13 protein-coding genes and 1 tRNA gene are annotated in these 19,270 nt (G+C 39.7%); 11 read left to right on the plus strand and 3 right to left on the minus strand.

Annotation, left to right across the window (positions count from 1 at the left end; translation table 11 throughout):
• Nucleotides 1-57 precede the first annotated feature (57 nt).
• Both PQ461_RS03730 and PQ461_RS03735 read left to right on the plus strand, forming a co-directional pair.
• On the plus strand, nucleotides 58-4,122 hold the full coding sequence (locus PQ461_RS03730; protein WP_274208298.1) for a hybrid sensor histidine kinase/response regulator transcription factor: 4,065 nt from the start codon (nucleotides 58-60) through the stop codon (nucleotides 4,120-4,122).
• Between the two features lie 32 nt (nucleotides 4,123-4,154).
• On the plus strand, nucleotides 4,155-4,310 hold the full coding sequence (locus PQ461_RS03735) for a hypothetical protein (protein WP_274208299.1): 156 nt from the start codon (nucleotides 4,155-4,157) through the stop codon (nucleotides 4,308-4,310).
• Between the two features lie 118 nt (nucleotides 4,311-4,428).
• Here PQ461_RS03735 and PQ461_RS03740 read toward each other — a convergent pair whose 3' ends face one another.
• A complete protein-coding gene (locus PQ461_RS03740; RefSeq protein WP_274208300.1) occupies nucleotides 4,429-6,474 on the minus strand; it encodes an AAA family ATPase in 2,046 nt (681 codons plus the stop codon).
• 239 nt (nucleotides 6,475-6,713) lie between these two features.
• Nucleotides 6,714-6,788 (minus strand) — tRNA-Val (locus tag PQ461_RS03745).
• Nucleotides 6,789-7,157: 369 nt separating this feature from the next.
• Between PQ461_RS03745 and PQ461_RS03750 the strand changes: the two genes are divergently transcribed.
• From PQ461_RS03750 to PQ461_RS03785, 8 genes are all read left to right on the plus strand, one after another.
• Nucleotides 7,158-8,249, plus strand: coding sequence for a Gfo/Idh/MocA family protein (locus PQ461_RS03750; protein ID WP_274208301.1), 1,092 nt, complete (start codon nucleotides 7,158-7,160; stop codon nucleotides 8,247-8,249).
• A gap of 186 nt (nucleotides 8,250-8,435) precedes the next feature.
• Nucleotides 8,436-9,071 carry an RNA polymerase sigma factor gene (locus tag PQ461_RS03755; RefSeq protein ID WP_274208302.1) on the plus strand — a complete coding sequence of 212 codons (636 nt, stop codon included), beginning with the start codon at nucleotides 8,436-8,438 and terminating at the stop codon, nucleotides 9,069-9,071.
• The gene (locus PQ461_RS03760) at nucleotides 9,068-10,393 is read left to right on the plus strand and encodes a hypothetical protein (protein ID WP_274208303.1); all 1,326 of its coding nucleotides are present in this window, start codon (nucleotides 9,068-9,070) and stop codon (nucleotides 10,391-10,393) included. Before PQ461_RS03755 ends, PQ461_RS03760 begins: the two co-directional genes overlap by 4 nt.
• A gap of 65 nt (nucleotides 10,394-10,458) precedes the next feature.
• Nucleotides 10,459-11,352, plus strand: a complete 894-nt coding sequence (locus PQ461_RS03765) for a LysR substrate-binding domain-containing protein (RefSeq protein ID WP_274208304.1) — start codon at nucleotides 10,459-10,461, stop codon at nucleotides 11,350-11,352.
• A gap of 91 nt (nucleotides 11,353-11,443) precedes the next feature.
• Nucleotides 11,444-12,424: a YeiH family protein gene (locus tag PQ461_RS03770; protein ID WP_274208305.1), complete on the plus strand. Its 981-nt coding sequence runs from the start codon at nucleotides 11,444-11,446 to the stop codon at nucleotides 12,422-12,424.
• A 28-nt stretch (nucleotides 12,425-12,452) separates the two neighbouring features.
• Nucleotides 12,453-13,310, plus strand: a complete 858-nt coding sequence (locus tag PQ461_RS03775) for an alpha/beta hydrolase (RefSeq protein ID WP_274208306.1) — start codon at nucleotides 12,453-12,455, stop codon at nucleotides 13,308-13,310.
• Nucleotides 13,311-13,428: 118 nt separating this feature from the next.
• On the plus strand, nucleotides 13,429-15,516 hold the full coding sequence (locus PQ461_RS03780) for a TonB-dependent receptor (RefSeq protein WP_274208307.1): 2,088 nt from the start codon (nucleotides 13,429-13,431) through the stop codon (nucleotides 15,514-15,516).
• 76 nt (nucleotides 15,517-15,592) lie between these two features.
• Nucleotides 15,593-16,885: an HAD-IB family phosphatase gene (locus tag PQ461_RS03785; protein WP_274208308.1), complete on the plus strand. Its 1,293-nt coding sequence runs from the start codon at nucleotides 15,593-15,595 to the stop codon at nucleotides 16,883-16,885.
• 124 nt (nucleotides 16,886-17,009) lie between these two features.
• Here the strand turns inward: PQ461_RS03785 and PQ461_RS03790 are convergent, their stop codons facing one another.
• On the minus strand, nucleotides 17,010-17,492 hold the full coding sequence (locus PQ461_RS03790; protein ID WP_274208309.1) for a universal stress protein: 483 nt from the start codon (nucleotides 17,490-17,492) through the stop codon (nucleotides 17,010-17,012).
• 148 nt (nucleotides 17,493-17,640) lie between these two features.
• On the opposite strand from PQ461_RS03790, the gene PQ461_RS03795 reads away from it, so the two are divergent.
• Nucleotides 17,641-19,263 (plus strand): rhomboid family intramembrane serine protease, encoded by a 1,623-nt coding sequence (locus tag PQ461_RS03795; RefSeq protein WP_274208310.1) that lies wholly within the window; start codon nucleotides 17,641-17,643, stop codon nucleotides 19,261-19,263.
• The last annotated feature ends 7 nt before the right edge of the window (nucleotides 19,264-19,270 follow it).

Consider the following 19,270-nt stretch of genomic DNA (forward strand, 5'->3'; position numbering starts at 1 on the left):
GCACATAGGCACCGATACCGTAAATTGTTACATTTGAAGTAACAATTATAATACAAGTTGATACTTTCTGGTGCTCCACGTTTATTAATAGCTGCTATTATATGGTGCAGTTTACTGCATTGTTTTCCTTTATTGGCTAATGAAGTTCCTGTAAGTTCGTTAGGCACCGAACAGGGGCTGTCAAACAGTTCGGCCACTTGTATCACACAAGACAAATACGGTTTTATATGGATAGGCACCTATGACGGGTTAAACCGTTATGATGGCTATCAGTTTAAAACCTTCAGAAATGTGTGGGGTAACCCGCAATCTATCGTCAACAATAAAATTAAAACTATTGCAGCTGTTGGATACCGTCTTTTTGTAGGCACCGAAAAAGGAGCGGTTTATTTTAACTACAAAGATTCCAGATTTCATGCCCTTTATCACAAGCGCGGAAATGAGATCGTGAAGATAGATTGCAACATTAATCAGATGCTTGCCGATAAAGCCGGTAATGTGTATGCTGCTACCAACAGATTAGGTTTGCTTTATTTTAAAAACGGCGATACCATTGCCCGCAAAATTGGCTATTGCGACGATATTAAAAAAAATGGTGTGCAGTCCATTATGCTGGATGCCCAAGCGCATTTATGGGTTTTTATCAATGGAAAAGGGCTTGGCATATATCACGCAAAAACAAATCGGATCGCGATACAAAGCCAGGAAATCATTTCCGGAAATTGCCTGATGCCCGATCAGGATGGTAATATCTGGATTGGAAATAACAGTGGCTTATTTATTTATGATAAGATTAAGCACCGGGTAAGCGCTTTTGAAAATAAGCAGCGAAAATTAAGCGCCAGCAACATATCCAGCTTACTGTTCACGTCGGCAGGCGAAATGTGGATATCAACCAACGGGGCGGGGATTAATATCTGGAACCCCCTCAAGCAAACATTAAGGTACCTTTTACCCGGCGAGTCAGGCTATAATCTGCAAAGCGGGGCTGTGGCATCTGTGTTTGAAGATAACGAGCACAGAAAGTGGATTGCTACCCTCTGGGGTGGTGTTAATGTGATTGATATAAAGCGGGACATCTTTAAAGGCTACAGCCATAGCGTTTCAAACCCTAACAGTCTTGCGGGTAACTTTGTACGGTCATTTTGCGAGGATGAAAAGCATAATTTATGGATTGGCACCGACGGCAGCGGTGTTAGTTACTGGGATACCCAAAGTAATCGTTTTCAGAACTATTATCATCAGGCTGGAAGAGGATATGTCAGCAGTAATTATGTGGTAAGCATTATTAAAGATCATCGTAACCAGATTTGGACCGCATCATTTAATGGGGGTATAGATGCCTTTGATCCGGCCGAGAAAAAGTTTAAACATTATACCTGTTATAAAGCAGGAACAAAAACTGAAGAAAAGAACTTCTGGAAGCTTTTTGAAGATCACGACCATAGGCTATGGGCTGCAAGCACTTGGGGAGGTGCATTGTACCTGTACAATCGCGGGCAAGACAAATTTGAAATATTTGACCGCCGCTTAATGGATATGCATACGCTTTACGAAGATCATAACGGCGTTTTGTGGGGTGGCGACTATGTACATTTAGTGCATATAGATGTTAAAAATAAACGGCATTATTACTATTACATTGGCCAGCCCATAAGGGCAATTGCAGAAGATGCCAATGGGCAGTTATGCATAGGCACTGAGGGGGGCGGGTTGCTGATATTTGATCAAAGCCGGCGTAAGTTTCGCAGGTACACCCAAAAAGACGGCCTGCCTAACAATGCGGTGCTAAATATTTTAACCGACAGCCTGAATAACTTATGGTGCAGTACCTACAACGGGTTAACCAACTTTAATCAGAAAACGCGTAAGTTTCATAATTATTCGGTTTCTGACGGGTTGCAGAGTAACCAGTTTCTGTATAATGCTGCAATTAAATTACAATCGGGCGATATGATCTTTGGCGGGATAAAAGGCTTTAACCGCTTTAACCCGGATAGTGTTTCCATATCTGTTCATCAGCCTCCTCTGCGGCTTACTGATTTTAGTATCAACAATATTCCGCTCTCCAATACACCATATGCTAAAGGAAACCCGCTGAACGAGATTAAAGAAATCCGCATCCCGTTTAGCCAGGCAACGCTGGCCATTGGTTTCACTGCTTTAGAATATTCTTTTCCCGAAAAAATAAGTTATGCTTATTACCTGGAGGGTTGGGACCACGGCTGGAACTTTGTGGATAAGGCCAAAACAGCCTATTACAGCCGCCTGAACGAGGGTAGTTATATGCTGAAAATCAAAGCTACAAACAGCGAGGGCGGGTGGGAAGCTTCGCCACTTACGGTCAGGATTGTGGTATTACCGCCATGGTACAGAACATGGTGGGCCTTTATGTGCTATTTGATTTTAGCGGGGTTACTGATCCACCGTTTTTGGGCCTACCGGAAACAAAAGCTGAAGCTGGCTTATGAGGTAGAGATAGCCAATCTTAAAGTAGAAAAAGAGAAAGAATTGAATGAACGAAAGCTCTCATTTTTCACAAATATTGCCCATGAGTTCCGTACGCCGTTAACGTTGATCATTAACCCTATTAAAGACTTGCTTAAAAGCAAACGTAATGAAGATGAGGAGTTAAACTTAATTTATCGTAATGCCAGGCGGCTTTTAGGCTTAGTTGACCATTTGCTTTTATTCAGAAAAACAGAAAGTGAAAATACCGCGCTCACCCTGTCAAGGGTAGACTTTGTAGAGTGCTCCCGCGATGTATATCAATGCTTTGTTCAGCAGGCAAAAATAAGGCATATCAAATATACGTACACGGCTACACCCGGGCAGATAATGATGTGTATAGACCGCGTTAAAATTGAAATTGCGCTGTTTAATTTGATTTCTAATGCCGTTAAATTCACCCCGGATGGCGGCGAAATACACCTTACAGTAAATGAAGAAGCAGACTCGGTATATTTTCAGGTGGCAGATAGTGGGATTGGTATAGAAAGCCAGGTTGGCGAGCGGTTGTTTGAAAAGTACTATCAGGTCAAAGATGAAAGATCTTTTAAAATAGGCTTTGGTATAGGGCTTTATCTTGTTAAAACTTTTATAGAAAATCATGAGGGTACCGTGAGCTATGAAAGTAAGCCCGGAAATGGTACCGTATTCACGCTGTGTCTGCCAAAACTTAATCGCAACGTTAACCTACAGCAGCCCTCTTATGAAGATAAAACCGTCAGCGAAATTTTACCGGTCATCAGCAATGAGGAGCATGATGATCATACGGTTAATGAAGATATTAACCACCTGGAACTGTTGATATCTGATGCTAAATCGATGCTTATTATTGATGACAATGTGGAGATCAGTAGCTACATCAGATCCATTTTTTCTTCTGAGTTTACGGTTTACCTGGCGGCAGACGGAGATACCGGTTTAAAAATGATCAGGCAGTATGTGCCGGATATTGTGATCAGCGATATTGTAATGCCCGGCCTTAGCGGTATGGAACTTTGCCAGATCGTAAAAAATGATTCAACCATCAGCCATATCCCAATCATTCTGCTTACTGGTGAGTCGGCCGATGATCTCCGACTTAGAGGTATAGAGGAAGGTGCTGTTGACTTTATCCAAAAACCGTTTGACAAAAATCTGTTAGTGGCCAGGGTAAGAGGGGTCATTAAAAACAAAAAAGAACTTCAGCATTACTTTTATAAAGAAATTACTTTACAGGGCAAGAGCAAGGATATTTCTGAAGAAAACAAGCTGTTCTTGTACAAATGTATAGAGGTAATTGAGGGTTTGCTGAATGAGCCATCGTTTGAAATGAAAACCATAGCAGAAGAACTTGGTATGAGCTATTCCAGCCTGTTTAAGCGCATTAAATCAGTTACCGGTTATTCTGTAAATAACTTTATTCGTTTTGTCCGGCTTCGCAAGGCAGCAGAGATCTTAATTAACACCAATTGCAACGTAAACGAGGCCGCTTTCAGGGTTGGGTACAGTGATATTAAATATTTCAGGGAACACTTTACCAGGCAGTTTGGCATGAAGCCTTCGGAGTTTATTAAGCGCCACCGTTCGGCATTTCAGAAAAATTATAGGTTTGTGTCACACAGTGTAGAACGGTAATTGCTCTATTGAATTACTGGAACCTTAAACCTTTGCACCGTTACATATTTTTTGCCCCGGATTATGATATGCTGATCGTGATGGACAATGCACATCTATCTAAAACCTGTTATTGGGATAGCATGAACGGCATCATAGATTTTGGCGGCTGTAATATCGAGGAGTACAAGAAAGATTTGTTTAAATAAACTTACTAAAGTAAGGAATTTAATTTTAAGATATAAATAAACAAAAAGCCTTTAGATATTAATCTAAAGAATTTTTGTTTTGGATACTGTGAGCTAGCTTTAAGGAGAAATAAGGATATTATTTTTGTATTATATATTCAATTTTGTTCTTAATAACTTGCCATTCTTCTGTTTTATTATCCTTGTTTTGTGCGATCAAGGCTTTTATGAAATCTTTATAATTGGAAAGCCCGAATGTTTGATAAATACTTACTAACAGCTCTTTACCCTTACAATACTTTTTCCAATTTTCCTCCCATTCTTCTTTCAATTGAATCGTTTTAGCATTAACCGCGTCAATAAAAGTGTTACTCCAACTTTCAGGGATAAAGGCATCTAGAGTGCTCTTTAAATTTAAAATTTTTTCAGTTAGTAATTCTGCTACCTCAATTGGACTGGTGGAAGTACCTAAATCTTTTTTGCTTAGTCCGATTGTTTGTGGTATAAAGCTTTTAGAAACATCAGCAATTGCAACGGCATCAATTTGTTTAAAAGCGAGATTTTTAACCTCTCTTGTAAATTCTGTTCTGCTAGATGGAAAATGTTTCGGGTTACGATCTCTAACTATTCCATACATAACATCAGTATTTAACAAGTAATTCTCAAAAGAATACCTATCCCACTGAATAATTTTAACATTTTCAGTATCTTTAAGTTCAGTAGGTTTGTTATCAAAGTCCAGAATAAAAATGTGCAATCCTTTAAGCTTTCCTTTTCTATCACTTTCTTGAAGAGTTTTTATCTCAGTTTCGATAATACTCCTTCCACCCAAAGACTGAATCTTGAAATTAACAGTATAGCTTTTTAGGATTTCATTGATATACTCTTCATCAGTAGTGCCTTCTAGATATATAACTCCTTTATTAAAAAGTAAATCTGCAGTTGAAATACCTAAAGCCTTAATTGCTTCAGATGCTTCATTATTGTCATTTTTAAATATTGGTGAAATTATATTTGAACCTATTAAGTGCAATAGTTGAAACCTATCGTCTTCTTTAGTTGCAGTAAGAATTTCTGCTGAATGTGTCGTCATTATTATTTGTACGTCTTGCTTGCTAACAATATTATTGTATAGGAAGCTTATAATGTTTTTGCAAACAGCAGGATTTAAATGTAGCTCAGGTTCATCAATGATAACTATTCCGCCTTTTGCAACTGTCCTAATAAGTAAAAACAATGTAAGTAATAAGCCTTTTTCTCCGCTACTTAAAAAATCAATATCGTATATAGCTTGAGTACTCGTTTCTCTAATTAAAACAGAAAGTCTGTTTGTGGCATCTTCAATTCGAATTCCAAAAAGCTCTTTACCTGGAATGAGATTTTCAAAAATTAATTTGAAGTCATTCTGAATCGAAGAGATGTCATTATTATTCATTAATAAATAATTAATAATGGTATTTTTTAGCCGATGAAATTTTAGATTAGGTTGAATGCTATAGGACTGAATCTGCTGCAGCAAATCGCCCTGACCAAGTTGTATATTTACCTCGCCTGTTGGGAAGTTTCTGTCAGCAGGAAACACAGAAAATAAAGTTTGATTTAATGAAATACTCCTTAAAACAAAGCTTACCAATTCCTGATCAAATCCGTTTTTTCCAGAAATTTGAGTGTTTGAAGCTGTTAGTTCGATGTGTGCGAGATCTTTCTCGAGGCTAAACTTATCAAGCAGTGCTTTTGTATCTTCAATTATTTGTAAATGTTGCTGTTTCCCAGCTGGAGTTGACAAGTAAGCAATAAGATTTAACCTGTTGCCGGGTATTTGCCCTAATTGGTTTTGTAATCTAAGTATGGCAAAATCGTGAATTTTATCACTAACTAAATCAAGTTCCTCTTTGGATAACTTTATACTTAACTTAATTGTGATTTCTTTGCTTTCATCATTGCAAATTGTATTAAATAAGACAGAATTGTTTTGTGGAGAAAAGATACCCATATTTTGTAATGCGGCTTGCGCCTCATTATCCTGAGATTGTAATAGAATTGACTTAGTCAATCTAACTGCATCGATTATAGAACTTTTACCAACACCGTTTGGGCCAACAATAGTATTAATGCTTTCTTTACACGTAAACTCAATATTAATAAGTTTTCTAAAATTTCGAATTTTTACATCAATTATCTTCATATATCAGCTAATGCAATTTAAATTACTAAACTTACAATTTTATTGTTTGAAGTACTACTGCAAGTTGAGCAAAAGGTGCATGTAGAGAAATAATTGCTATAAACCATAAATTGAGATGTTATGGTTACCTTGTATGTGGCACAAACAATGAACAAACATTATAAACCAATAAAGGAAACTTGCAGAACCATATATAAGCAAAAAAGCCTTCAGATTTTAATCTAAAGGCTTTCTTGTTGTGGGAGCAACAGGATTCGAACCTGTGACCCTCTGCTTGTAAGGCAGATGCTCTGAACCAGCTGAGCTATGCTCCCATCATATATGTGGATTTGCTTTTGCAATAACTCCGATTAATCGTCGGCTTTGTTGTTATTTGCTTGGCAATGTTCCCATTGTTTTGGGACTGCAAACATAGGGGTTTGCTTTTATTTTGCAAAATAATTTTTCATTATTTTTTTAATGCGCTGATTTTGTGTAAAATAAATTTTATTTGGCAGTACATGTGGTGAATAATTTATCACAAAGTAGCGCTGGAAAGCCCCTAGTGCCTTTATTTATTGTCTTGAAATTATTAATTTAATAACAAACGGAGTTCATTTTATCGCAATTGTTACAGCGCTGATTGGTCATAATCTCTTTTCAATAGTGATATTAGGCGCAGATTTACTGCCAAATCATTTTTTATGAAAAATATGCGCCTGACTTTCATTTTTGCTTCAATTGCTATTTTCTTATCGCACAAGGTATCAGCACAGCAAAAATTGTTGCGTGTTGTAGTGGCAGGGCTCAACCATGATCATGTGCATAATATCCTGCATCAATATAAAGAAGGCCATGTAGAAATTGTGGGCATTGCCGAGCCTGATAAAAAGCTTTGGCAAAGATTTGGTAAATCATATCATCTGCCTGACTCTATCTTTTACCCCGACCTTAAAAAACTGATCCTGCTTAAAAAGCCTGATGCTGTTTTAGGCTATAATCCGGTAGGGGAGCATGTAAATGTTGTTGAAATTTGTGCACCCTTGCATGTTCCTGTAATGGTAGAAAAACCACTTGCTGCTACTTTACAGCAGGCAAAAAGGATTGAGCAGCTGGCTAAGCAATATAACATTCAGGTGCTAACCAATTATGAAACTACATGGTACCCATCCTACCAGGAAGTTTTTACAATGGTTAGGCAGGACAGCATCGGTTCAATCAGAAAAATGGTAGTGCATGACGGTCACCAGGGGCCGAAGGAAATTGGTTGCAGCAGTGATTTCTTGGCGTGGCTTACCGACCCTGTACTTAACGGTGCCGGTGCGTTAAATGATTTTGGCTGTTACGGTGCGGATCTGATGACCTGGTTCATGAAAGGCCAGAAACCCATCGCCGTTACCGCTATTGCCCGCCATTATAAGCCTGCTGTTTATCCTAAGGTTGAAGATGATGCCACTATTCTGGTCGAATATCCCGGTGCTACCGGTCAGATCGAAGCATCATGGAACTGGCCTTTTTCTATAAAGGATCTTGAAATATTTGGCGATCATGGTTATTACCATGCAAAAGATGCTAATGCGATTGATATACGCATGCGAGAAAACCGCCGCAGTGATAAAATTGTAGCTGCCCTGCCACAGCCCATAAATGATCCGCTTGTATATCTTGCCGCGGTGTTGCACCACCAGATTGATGGAGAAAACGACCAGGCATCTTTAAAATATAACATGATTGTAATGCAGATACTGGATGCAGCCAAGCGCTCTGTAAAAGAGGGAAAACGCATAGTTCTTTAAATGGGGGTTGTAAACTGAAGTTTGCTTAATAGCGTATATCCTGATGCCAATGACTGAAAAATAATATGGATATTCCGTTCTTTGATTTTTTATAAATTTATTTTTCAGTTGAAGCAACCTTTTGGTGTGCGCTTTCGTGTAAAGGGCAACAACAGGTATTAAACTTTATAGCAAGCACATCCCCTTATGGGCGAAGCAGAAGTACAAAAGCTGATAACGGGCTGTTTGGAGCAGAACCGCATCGACCAAAAAATGCTGTACAAGGCGTTTTATGGTTTTGCTATGGGTATTTGTTTGCGCTACGCGGGTAACAGGTATGAGGCCTCTGAAATTATGAATCAGGGCTTTTACAAAGTGTTTAAAAACCTAGACAAGTATGATGCGGCTAAGCCTTTTAAAGCTTGGTTGGGGCGTATCATGATGAATACTTCGATAGACTATTATCGGAGTAATTTAAAAATGGCTTATACTGAAGATATTGAGACTGCTGCTGATATAGGTAACGATGAACTTCCCGATAGGAAACTACGCTACGAAGATCTTTTGGCTATGGTGCAAAAGCTGCCACAGGCATATCGTACGGTTTTTAACTTATACGCCATTGAAGGATATACACACGAAGAGATTGGTGAAATGTTGGGAATAAGTAGCGGCACTTCAAAATCAAACTTGTTTAAGGCAAGGGAGAAACTTAAGAACATGATTGCTAAGGCTGATAACGTATCTGATATAAGAAGAGATAATGACGGCCACCAGCATATATTAACAGTTAGCGCAGTGAGTATTGGCATTACCATGCTGATCAACAATATTTTAAGATGAAGCCGAAGGACGAAAATAAAATTGATAAACTCTTTAAGGACGGACTTGCCGGCCCTGAAGACCATATCGCTTTTCGTGATGAGGATTGGACTGCTATGGAAAGGATGCTGGATAACAAGCCTTCTAAAAAAGCAGTTATATTCAGGATAGTTAGTATTGTTTCGGGTATTGCAGCGTTACTTTTAATCGCGCTGGCATTGTTCTTTTTTAATGGGAAAGACAAGTCAAACAAAGGTGATAACATTGCTAAGAACAAAATCACAATTGATAAAAAGTCAACCGGCAGTGATAGTTTAACGGTTGCAAATTCGCCATCTGATAACGGTTTAAAAACTGCTGCCGGTAAGGAATCTAAAGATAACGAGGCAATCAAGGGCAAAACGTTTTCACCTGTGCTTAAAGATGGGGTGGCAAACGGACAGCAGCCTAAACATAATTATGCAAATAATTTAAAAAGCGCTTCGCCATATGATCAGAAGGGAGATAGTCAACGTACTTATCATCCGGAGGTAATTACAAATAATGGTACCGGGCAAAATCAATTAGCTTCTTCAGGAAAAACCCCATTAGACAGTAATTCTGCATACTCACAATTGGCCGCTGTCGAACCTGAAGTTAGTATTTCATCACCGGCTAACAACCAGCCACAAGAAATGTCTGACGTAATTAAAGCCAAATTTCCGCAGTTACCTAAAAAGGCAGTATCAAAAGTTACACTGGCCGGTATGCCACGTTTATCATTAAGCATACTTGCTGCGCCTGATGTGAATGGAGTAAATGGTTTTAACAACGGCCAGATTGGTGGCAACTTCGGAGTGCATGCCACTATCAATATCACGCGTAAGTTAAGTGTAACAACCGGCGCCGCCTATGCTATTAAGCCATATCAGGGAAATTTTGCAAGTTACAAATTTGACATTTCGCAATGGCAAAATGGTAATTTGCCGTCAAACGTATATGCCAATTGTAAAGTGCTTGACATTCCTTTAAATGTTAATTACCAGGTTTATCACAGAGGTGCTACATCATGGTCAATAGGTACAGGCTTGTCATCTTATTTTATGTTGCGCGAAGACTACAGATTTGATTATACCAACAGTAAATCATACAATCTTCAAATCAGTAACGAAAACAGGCATATTCTTGGCGTATTGAATTTGAATGCCACTTATCAGCACCAGGTTAATTCTAAATTCGGGTTACTGGTACAGCCCTTCTATAAATTGCCGATTACTCAGATAGGTTACGGTAAAGTAGACTTACGTTCGGCTGGCGTAGCCGTAGGTGTAAGCTATAGTATTGGTGCTTTCAGGATTAAGTAGCTTCTATAAAAAAGGACAGTTCAGTATTAACGTATTGAATTATTACATTCGGCTTTGATAAGTTTATGCTCGATTTCAGATTAAATGTTTTTTACACTGTAGCTCAAAAGCTCAATTTTACAAAAGCTGCTGCAGAATTATTTATAAGCCAACCTGCTGTTACTAAACACATCAGGGAACTGGAAGCGCACTTTAACACTAAATTATTCGAGCGCAGTGGAAACAGCAAAATCAGTCTTACGCCTGCGGGGCAACTTTTGCTGGCTTATGCAGAAAAGGTTGCCAGTGCTTACCGTGAACTGGAGTCGGACCTGAATTTATTATCTGAACATTACAAAGGTGTGTTAAGGCTGGGAGCAAGTACTACGGCTGCCCAATATATTATGCCTGTTATACTGGCGCAATTCCGTCAAAAGTTTAAAGAGGTTAAGATAAGTTTTCTGACCGGGAATACAGAACAAATAGAGCAGGCACTCATTGATAAAAAGATTGATATTGGCTTTACGGAAGGATTGTCTCATCATTTGGAAATCAGCTATCAGCATTTTTTAGATGACGAATTAGTACTGGTGGCCAGTACAGGCAATTCATTTAAAAAAGAAACAATAAAGCCTGATGATTTAAAAGCTATTCCGCTGCTGCTGCGCGAACAAGGTTCGGGTACTTTAGAAGTAATTGCCGATTCTTTGAAAAAACACCATATCAAACTATCTGATCTTAAAATTGAAATGCAGCTTGAAAGCACAGAGAGCATTAAAAACTATCTATTTAACAGTAATTGTATGGCATTTTTATCTGTGCATGCTATTTTGAAAGAATTACGCAATTCTGAATGTCGTATAATAGATGTTAAAGGATTAAGCATTACCCGCCCGTTTTCTATTATCCAGCTACATGGACAGCCTTTGTCGCTGGCGAAGGTATTTACTAAGTTTGCTTTAGCAAATAATAAGTTTTAATTTAATAACTTCTGGTTATTGCTTATCCGGTTTTAGAATGAAAATATTATATTGATACGGTTGATTTTTGTAGCTATAAATAGAAAATTATATGGCTACAATATCTCATCTATCAGCAAAGACTACGTTTTTAAAATTAAGTCCAACCGGGCAAAAATTTATCTTTTTTGTTGCAATTGTTTTTTGTCTTAGTCCACTCGCAAGTCCTGCGATAGCTTTACTATGCGGATTGCTTATAGCGCAGGTAATAGGGCATCCTTACGCGCACTTAAACCATAAGGCAACACATTGGCTGTTACAAGCTTCTGTGGTAGGGTTAGGTTTCGGCATGAACCTGCATAGTGTTATGCAAGCCGGAAAGCAAGGCGTAGTGATAACCATCATCACTATAGCATGTACTTTTATTGTTGGCATTTTATTAGGTAAGTGGTTAGGAATCGAAAAAAAGATTGCTTATCTGATCACTTCCGGAACTGCCATATGCGGTGGTAGCGCCATTGCGGCTATATCACCGGTAATTAAAGCCGAAGAAAAGCACATATCAGTTGCGTTAGGGTGCGTATTTATATTAAATGCTGCTGCGCTTTTTATATTTCCAGCTGTGGGACATTACTTTAAGCTTACACAAACTCAGTTTGGGCTATGGTGCGCCATAGCCATACATGATACCAGCTCGGTTGTTGCTGCTTCAGGCAAGTATGGGGCTCAGGCTTTGGCTATTGCAACAACGGTAAAACTTGCACGTGCTTTGTGGATTATGCCAGTGGCAATTATCTCCTCCATAATATTTAAGAATAAAAGCAGCAAAATAGCAGTTCCTTATTTTATCGGCTTGTTTGTTATTGCTTTACTATTAAATACTTACGTAACGAAATTGCATGTAATTAATCAATATCTAATGCTTATTGCCAAAAGCGGACTAACGCTTACGCTGTTTTTAATAGGGGCTGGGCTATCACGAAAAATGATTAGCTCTGTTGGTGCAAGGCCATTCTTACAAGGGGTATTGCTTTGGCTGTTTATTTCTATAATAGGACTAATTATAGTGCTGCATATAGCCGCAAAAATGTAATTTGCACTTAACCATCATAACCTGTTGTATGTATCTGTTTAGAAAGCTTTTATGCATCCTGTTGATCTTATTGCCTTTACTGTCTTCGGCTCAGGCAGATTCCACTGTAATTCCGTTATGGAAAAATGGTGCACCCGGATTTGAAAAGCTGCGTAACGTACCTGAGAAAGGACCGCAATATATTAGCAATGTCAACAATCCCAGTATAACGGTTTTTCTGCCGCCAAAAGAAAAAGCCACGGGTGCAGCAGTGCTTGTTTGCCCGGGCGGTGGGCACAGGATACTGGTCATGAAGTCGGAAGGATATGATCCTGCTCATTATCTTAACAGTTTAGGCATTGCAGCTATTGTGTTAAAATACCGCCTTGCACGCGATACCAACTCGCCGTATAAATTAGTAACGCATGCCAAACAGGATGCTAACCGCGCCATGCGGATAATCAGAAACAATGCTTGGCAATGGGGTATTGATACAAACCGTATTGGCATCATGGGCTTTTCAGCAGGAGGCGAGGTGGTTAACTGGGTATTGTTTGATCAGTCAAAAGAGGAGTTGAATGCTAAAGACCCTGTAGATCAACTAAACGCTATGCCCAACTTTGCTATAGAAGTTTATCCCGGTCCGTTAGGTGTGCCCGAAAAGGTGCCTGCTGCCGCCCCGCCAATTTTTATGGTTGCCGCAAATGACGATGAATGCTGCTCGCTGCCTATCATTACATTGCTTCAAAAATACCGCGAGGCTAAAGTACCTGCTGAACTGCATATTTATGCAAAAGGCAACCATGCTTTTAACATGGGCTACCGCAGCAAAATACAGGAGCTTAAGAACTGGCCGGGGCGTTTAACCGATTGGTTTGCGGATAACAACTATTTCAGGCAGAAATAGTAATTAACGTCTGAGGTAGCTGAATAGTTACATCAATATAAGCAAACGCCAGCATGTAGATTACGTTGTGCATATAAGGCTTTAATAGAAAGCCTTAGCTTTGGGGCACAATTTGTCTATGATAAAATTCTACACTTTAATAGTTCTGCTTTCTGTATTATCAATCGCATCATTTGCGCAAAAGCGTAGGAGCGATACAGCAAATCGCGATACCACACATATTCTGCATTCGGTGGTTGTACGCGGTTATCTGTCTCAGCAACCGGCTTTAAGTGTTCCGGCTTCGGTAAGTGTATTAACGCCTGAACAGATTAAGCTTCAACCAGAAAATTCGCTTGTAAGTACAATGAACACCGTTCCTGGGGTGCGTATGGAAGAACGTACGCCGGGGAGTTACCGTTTATCTATTCGCGGCAGTTTGCTGCGCTCGCCATTTGGTGTGCGGGATGTTAAAGTGTATATGGATGATATTCCGCTTACCGATGCTGGTGGCAATACGTACTTAAATGCCATAGATTTTAACAGTGTAAAGGGTATTGAAGTACTTAAAGGCCCCGACGGCAGCCTTTTTGGTGCAAACAGCGGCGGCGTAGTAATTATCAGTCCTGTTAACCGCTATGCTGATAGCAATAGCGTTCAGGTTGGTTTAAATGCAGGGTCTTATGGGCTGGTACATGAGCAGGCAGGTTTACAGCATAGCTTCAATAATAACCAGTTAAATATTAACCAGGCTTACCAAAGTTATGATGGTTACCGTGATCATAGCTATATGCAGCGGCACTATATTCAGGCGGTTGACCGCTGGCGGGCATCTGCTAAGGACGAGCTACGTGCCTATGCTTTTTACAGCGACCTGAGCTATCAAACACCCGGCGGGTTGACGCTTGCCCAATTCAACGCTAACCCGCAAGCGGCCCGGCCTGCTACGGTAACCCTGCCCAGCGCCATACAACAACAAATAGGCATAAGTACAAAAGTATTATTTGGTGGACTGGTGAATGAAGCACAACTCACACCTCAACTGCGTAACGTATTGGCGGTTTTCGGCAACCATGTTGATTTCAGTAATCCGTTTATCACCAATTATGAGCAGCGGAACGAAAATACTTACGGCTTGCGCACTTATTTTGAATGGTCGGCCGTACCGCATAAAAACTTTAATTGGAAGGTAAACGTAGGGTTAGAGTGGCAGCAGACCAATTCGCAGATCAATAACTATGGTAACAAGGCGGGTGTAAAGGATACAACCCAAACCGCAGATCAAATCCATACTAATCAGCATTTTGTTTTTGTACGTTATGTGGCTGATATTGTTAAACGGCTACACATAGAGGCGGCTGCAAGTTTAAACTGGTACGGATATGATTTTAAGAACGTTTATCCATTAGCACAAACTGCATTTGCCAGGCGCAGCTTTACGCCGCAGCTGATGCCAAGGCTGGCTTTATCTTACCAGATCACCGGTAATTTTATTTGGCGCGCATCTGTAAGCAGGGGCTACTCTACACCAACTACTGCCGAAGTAAGGCCTACTGATAATGTGATCAACACGGCATTAAATGCACAGGACGGTGTAAATTATGAAACAGGTTTTAGGATAAGGGATAATTATCAGCTCTTCATGCTGGATGCTTCCGTATTCTATTATAAGTTGCGCAACGCGATAGTGCGCCGCTTACATCCGGACGAAACCGAATACTACATTAATGCAGGCGGCACCAAACAACCGGGATTTGAACTATATGGTACAGCCTGGTTAATAAAGCAAAATAATACAAGCTTTATACGCGGATTGCAATTAAACGAGTCGTTAACGTTAAGCAAATTTACCTTTGATAATTATAACGTTTCTGGTAACAATTACAGCGGTAACAAGCTGACAGGTGTGCCCGGTCAGGTTAGTGTTACAGGTTTGCAAATCCTGTTTCCACAACAATTGAGTCTATATACCCAATATAATTATACCTCAAGCCTGCCATTAAACGATGCAAACAGTGTTTTTGCCAGGAGATACCATTTGGTACAGGCAAAAGCATCGTGGATGTGTATGCTCTCCCGCAACACCAGGCTTGAAATATATGCCGGTGCCGATAATCTGTTAAACCAGAAGTATAGCCTCGGTAATGATCTTAACGCCGTTGGTAACAGGTACTACAATGCTGCGCCTCTGCGTAATTTTTATGCAGGGTTTAATGTCATATTGTAGCACCTTTATCCTAATTGAAACTTTTTCTTTCAATTAAAGGGTAACAATTGCATTTTTGCGCACAAAGCATATCATTATGAGCCAGTATTATATCATTGATTTCGACAGCACGTTTACACAGGTTGAAGCTTTAGATGAACTGGCGCGTATTTCGCTTAAAGACCGCCCCGACCGCGAAGAGATCTATAAAAAAATAGAAGACCTTACCAATGCGGCCATGGAAGGCAAGCTATCCTTCACCGACAGTCTCGAGGGCAGGATAAAGTTGCTGCAAGCCAACCGCGAGCATTTAAAGCTGCTGGTTAAGCACCTGCGCAAAAAGGTTTCTACTTCTTTTTCAAGGAATAATATCTTCTTTAAAAATCACCAGGACGAAGTATTGATTGTTTCAGGCGGATTTAAAGAATTTATTACCCCGGTTGTTACCGAATACCACATCAAAAGGGAGAATATTTATGCTAATACGTTCATCTTTGATGAACATGATCACATTGTAGGTTATGATCGCACCAACCCGCTTTCGCAGGAAGGTGGTAAGGTAAAGCTGCTAAAGCAACTTAACTTACAGGGCGATATTTTTGGTATTGGCGATGGGTATTCTGATTTCCAGTTAAAGGAATCGGGCCTGATCAAAAAATTCTTTGCCTATACCGAAAACATTGAGCGTAAATCGGTAACTGAAAAGGCCGACCATATTACGCCAAGCTTCGACGAGTTTTTATACATCAATCGTTTGCCGCGTGCTATATCTTATCCGAAAAACCGCATTAAGTGTTTAATAGCCGGTAATGTGGAAGAAGAAGCCATTGCACAAATGCAAAAGGAAGGCTACAATATCCGCCAACGCGAAAGCATCGAAAATAAATACCTGGAAGAAGCGGGTGTTTTACTTTGCAGCGAAGATGTGCAGCCAACGCCCGAGCAAATACAAAATGCGCCACGCCTGAAGGTTATCGGTGTTTTTGGAAAAGTAGCTGGCCGAAAATTAGCTGATGTAGCTTGTGAGAGTGGCGTGATTATTTTTGATGATCCAAAGGATAACCCACGCAGCGCCGACTTTATACCCAAACGTGTAATTGCTTTTATGAACGAGGGTAAAACGCACACCAGCTGTAATTTCCCTGATCTGCAGCCGCCGCGTGTAAGCAATGCCCACCGGCTAATTCACATCCACAAAAACGTTCCGGGTATTTTAGCTCAGATCAACGAAGTTTTCGCGAAGCATAATATCAATATCGTTGGTGAGTTCCTGGTAACTAATCCGCAGATCGGTTATGTAATTACAGACGTTGATGCAGGCTACGGTGCAGAAGTATTAGAGCAACTGAAAGCCATTGACCATACCATCAAATTCAGGCTGCTATATTAATTTTGAATGAGTGAATTACTGAGTTATTGAATATGCTTAATTAACTCATTAGCTCACTATTATTTTTGAATTAGCGAATTAATGAGTTAGTGAATAAGTAAATCATTAATTCGCCAGATCGCAATTATTCACTTTCATTAAGCGGTACAACCAATACCGGCACAGGCGAGTGGCGTACTACGTTTTCAGCTACGCTGCCCATAAACAAACGGTCTAATCCGCTGCGGCTGTGGGTACCTACTACAATCAGGTCCGCTTCAAATTCTTTGGCACAGTTTAAAATGCCATCAGCGGTAGAGCCATAATCTGTAAAATTGGTCACCTCAAGGTTGCCCGCATACTTACTTATGGTGTTTGCTAAAATATCATCAGAAACTTTATCCTGGGCATTCATAATCTCCATTTCAATAGCAGGGTTAATAGCAGGCTCTATCGGCATCCCGATAGTTGAATCAGCTACCGGAGCAGGTATATAAGCAGGCTCTACAATGTGTACAAGGCCTACATGCGCTTCAAATTTCTGCGCCAGTTCAAAGCCGGCTTTGGCGGCATAATCAGCAAATTTGCTGTTGTCAACACCTATTAATATTTTTTTGAAGGTTATCATAATGGTTGATGTTAGTACTGATAAAGATAAGCACTTAAAATAAAATATGTTTGAATTATACGATGAACGGTTTGTGAGTTTTTTGATATTGAAAGGGACTGATAGGATTAATTAATATATTTAACATTCACAGTAGCCATCAGGTTCAATGTCCCAGTTAATCATCAAGATCAGGCTAATCTATCTGCAATTTCTAATGATAGCGATCGGCTTCATTGCCTCTTATTCTTTTTTTATCTGGCTGATGGTGTACCGGTTTGAACTGCTACCCTTAAGTGAGGATCTGATTAGTTTCTGGTTGCCGTTTTTCTTACCCGCCCCCCCGGGACATATTTGGCTTAAGCCCAGAATTAAATTGCTGTTTCCCGATACAAACAGCAACCTCTCTTTTGTGTATTATTTTGCCGCCTGTTTAGCTATAAGTGCGCCTACTATTGTTTTGCAAAACTATCTGATTACCGCTACAGGAAAGTTAACCAAACTGAACAATATTGAAGAAATTACTCAAAAGCCGCTCACAAAATATTATGTTATTTCAAACCATTATATAGATAAGCAACATGCTGCGGTGTATCAGCAAACAGAGGTAAGTGGCAGGCACGATGAATATCTGACTTTTCATATATATGTTGCTTCTCCAATTTTAAACAAATTACCAACCGGAAAAAATGATAGCACACTGAAATTAAATGCTCCGCCTGCATGGCTGGGAACTGAATACGAAAAACAGGTCAGTAATCGTAGCACTGATGCAGAAAAGGAAGCTGCCTATAAGCAGTTAAATACGGAAGCTAATGAGAGCTTTAATAAGCAAAATCTTGATCAGTTTATTTACTTAGACCGTATTGGAAACAATGATAAACGAAGAGGTTATGCTGCCGCTATTAAGTCCTCGCCTCAATATAAGAACTATATCGCTATAATTTTAGAGGCCAAAAATGAGCCATTTGCAGCAAGAAACGGCAATAAACTGGGCTGGGTGTTTAAATCCTTTGCTATTGGCGCAGGGATTTGGTTTGTGATGCTGTTATTCCCGGCTATTGATAAAAAACAATTAAAAAAACTTCCGGAATATAGTTTTAAAGATCAGTTTAACACAGCTCTGGCATTTTTTTCATCCATAAAGATCAATAAGAAGTCTCCTGCATTCTTCATCATTATTGCTTTAAATGTTTTGGTTTTTGTTGTTATGGTATTTGCCGGGTTAGGCTTTATATCATTCAATTCGCAGGATTTGTATGCATGGGGTGCTAACTTCCGGCCGGCCGTACTTGAAGGGCAATGGTGGCGGTTACTGACCAATGTGTTTTTGCATGCAGGCTTCATGCATATTTTATTTAACATTTACGGCTTGCTTTGGGTTTCTATATTTATTGAGCCCATTTTAGGCAGAGTTAAATATGTAATTGCTTACATTTTATGTGGTGTACTTGCAAGCCTGGCAAGTATATATTGGCATCCGGCAACAATAAGTGTTGGGGCGTCGGGGGCTATCATGGGATTATATGGTGTGCTTACCGCTTTATTGCTGACCAAGAAAACTGATAAAAATATAAAAGTGTTTCTGCTGTTTAATAATGCTGTATTTATTGGAATAACCCTTATAGCTGGACTTACCGGCGGCATTGATAATGCTGCACATATCGGCGGTTTATTAGCCGGTTTAATGGTTGGTTGTGTGATGTATTTCTTTATTGAGACACCCCAGCCCAAGCCTAAAAGACGTTACACTAAGCGGCTTAAAAAAGACGATAAGCAGCAAAACCAATAATCAAATT

The organism is Mucilaginibacter sp. KACC 22063 (assembly GCF_028736115.1).
Lineage (GTDB): Bacteria > Bacteroidota > Bacteroidia > Sphingobacteriales > Sphingobacteriaceae > Mucilaginibacter.

Bases quoted from the DNA above. Each gene is read 5' to 3' on its own strand.
- PQ461_RS03760 (WP_274208303.1), top strand. From the start codon at position 9,068: ATGAAGCCGAAGGACGAAAATAAAATTGATAAACTCTTTAAGGACGGA.
- PQ461_RS03795 (WP_274208310.1), top strand. From the start codon at position 17,641: ATGTCCCAGTTAATCATCAAGATCAGGCTAATCTATCTGCAATTTCTA.
- PQ461_RS03755 (WP_274208302.1), top strand. From the start codon at position 8,436: ATGGGCGAAGCAGAAGTACAAAAGCTGATAACGGGCTGTTTGGAGCAG.
- PQ461_RS03775 (WP_274208306.1), top strand. From the start codon at position 12,453: ATGTATCTGTTTAGAAAGCTTTTATGCATCCTGTTGATCTTATTGCCT.
- PQ461_RS03740 (WP_274208300.1), bottom strand. From the start codon at position 6,474: ATGAAGATAATTGATGTAAAAATTCGAAATTTTAGAAAACTTATTAAT.
- PQ461_RS03765 (WP_274208304.1), top strand. From the start codon at position 10,459: ATGCTCGATTTCAGATTAAATGTTTTTTACACTGTAGCTCAAAAGCTC.
- PQ461_RS03785 (WP_274208308.1), top strand. From the start codon at position 15,593: ATGAGCCAGTATTATATCATTGATTTCGACAGCACGTTTACACAGGTT.
- PQ461_RS03750 (WP_274208301.1), top strand. From the start codon at position 7,158: ATGAAAAATATGCGCCTGACTTTCATTTTTGCTTCAATTGCTATTTTC.
- PQ461_RS03780 (WP_274208307.1), top strand. From the start codon at position 13,429: ATGATAAAATTCTACACTTTAATAGTTCTGCTTTCTGTATTATCAATC.
- PQ461_RS03770 (WP_274208305.1), top strand. From the start codon at position 11,444: ATGGCTACAATATCTCATCTATCAGCAAAGACTACGTTTTTAAAATTA.
- PQ461_RS03790 (WP_274208309.1), bottom strand. From the start codon at position 17,492: ATGATAACCTTCAAAAAAATATTAATAGGTGTTGACAACAGCAAATTT.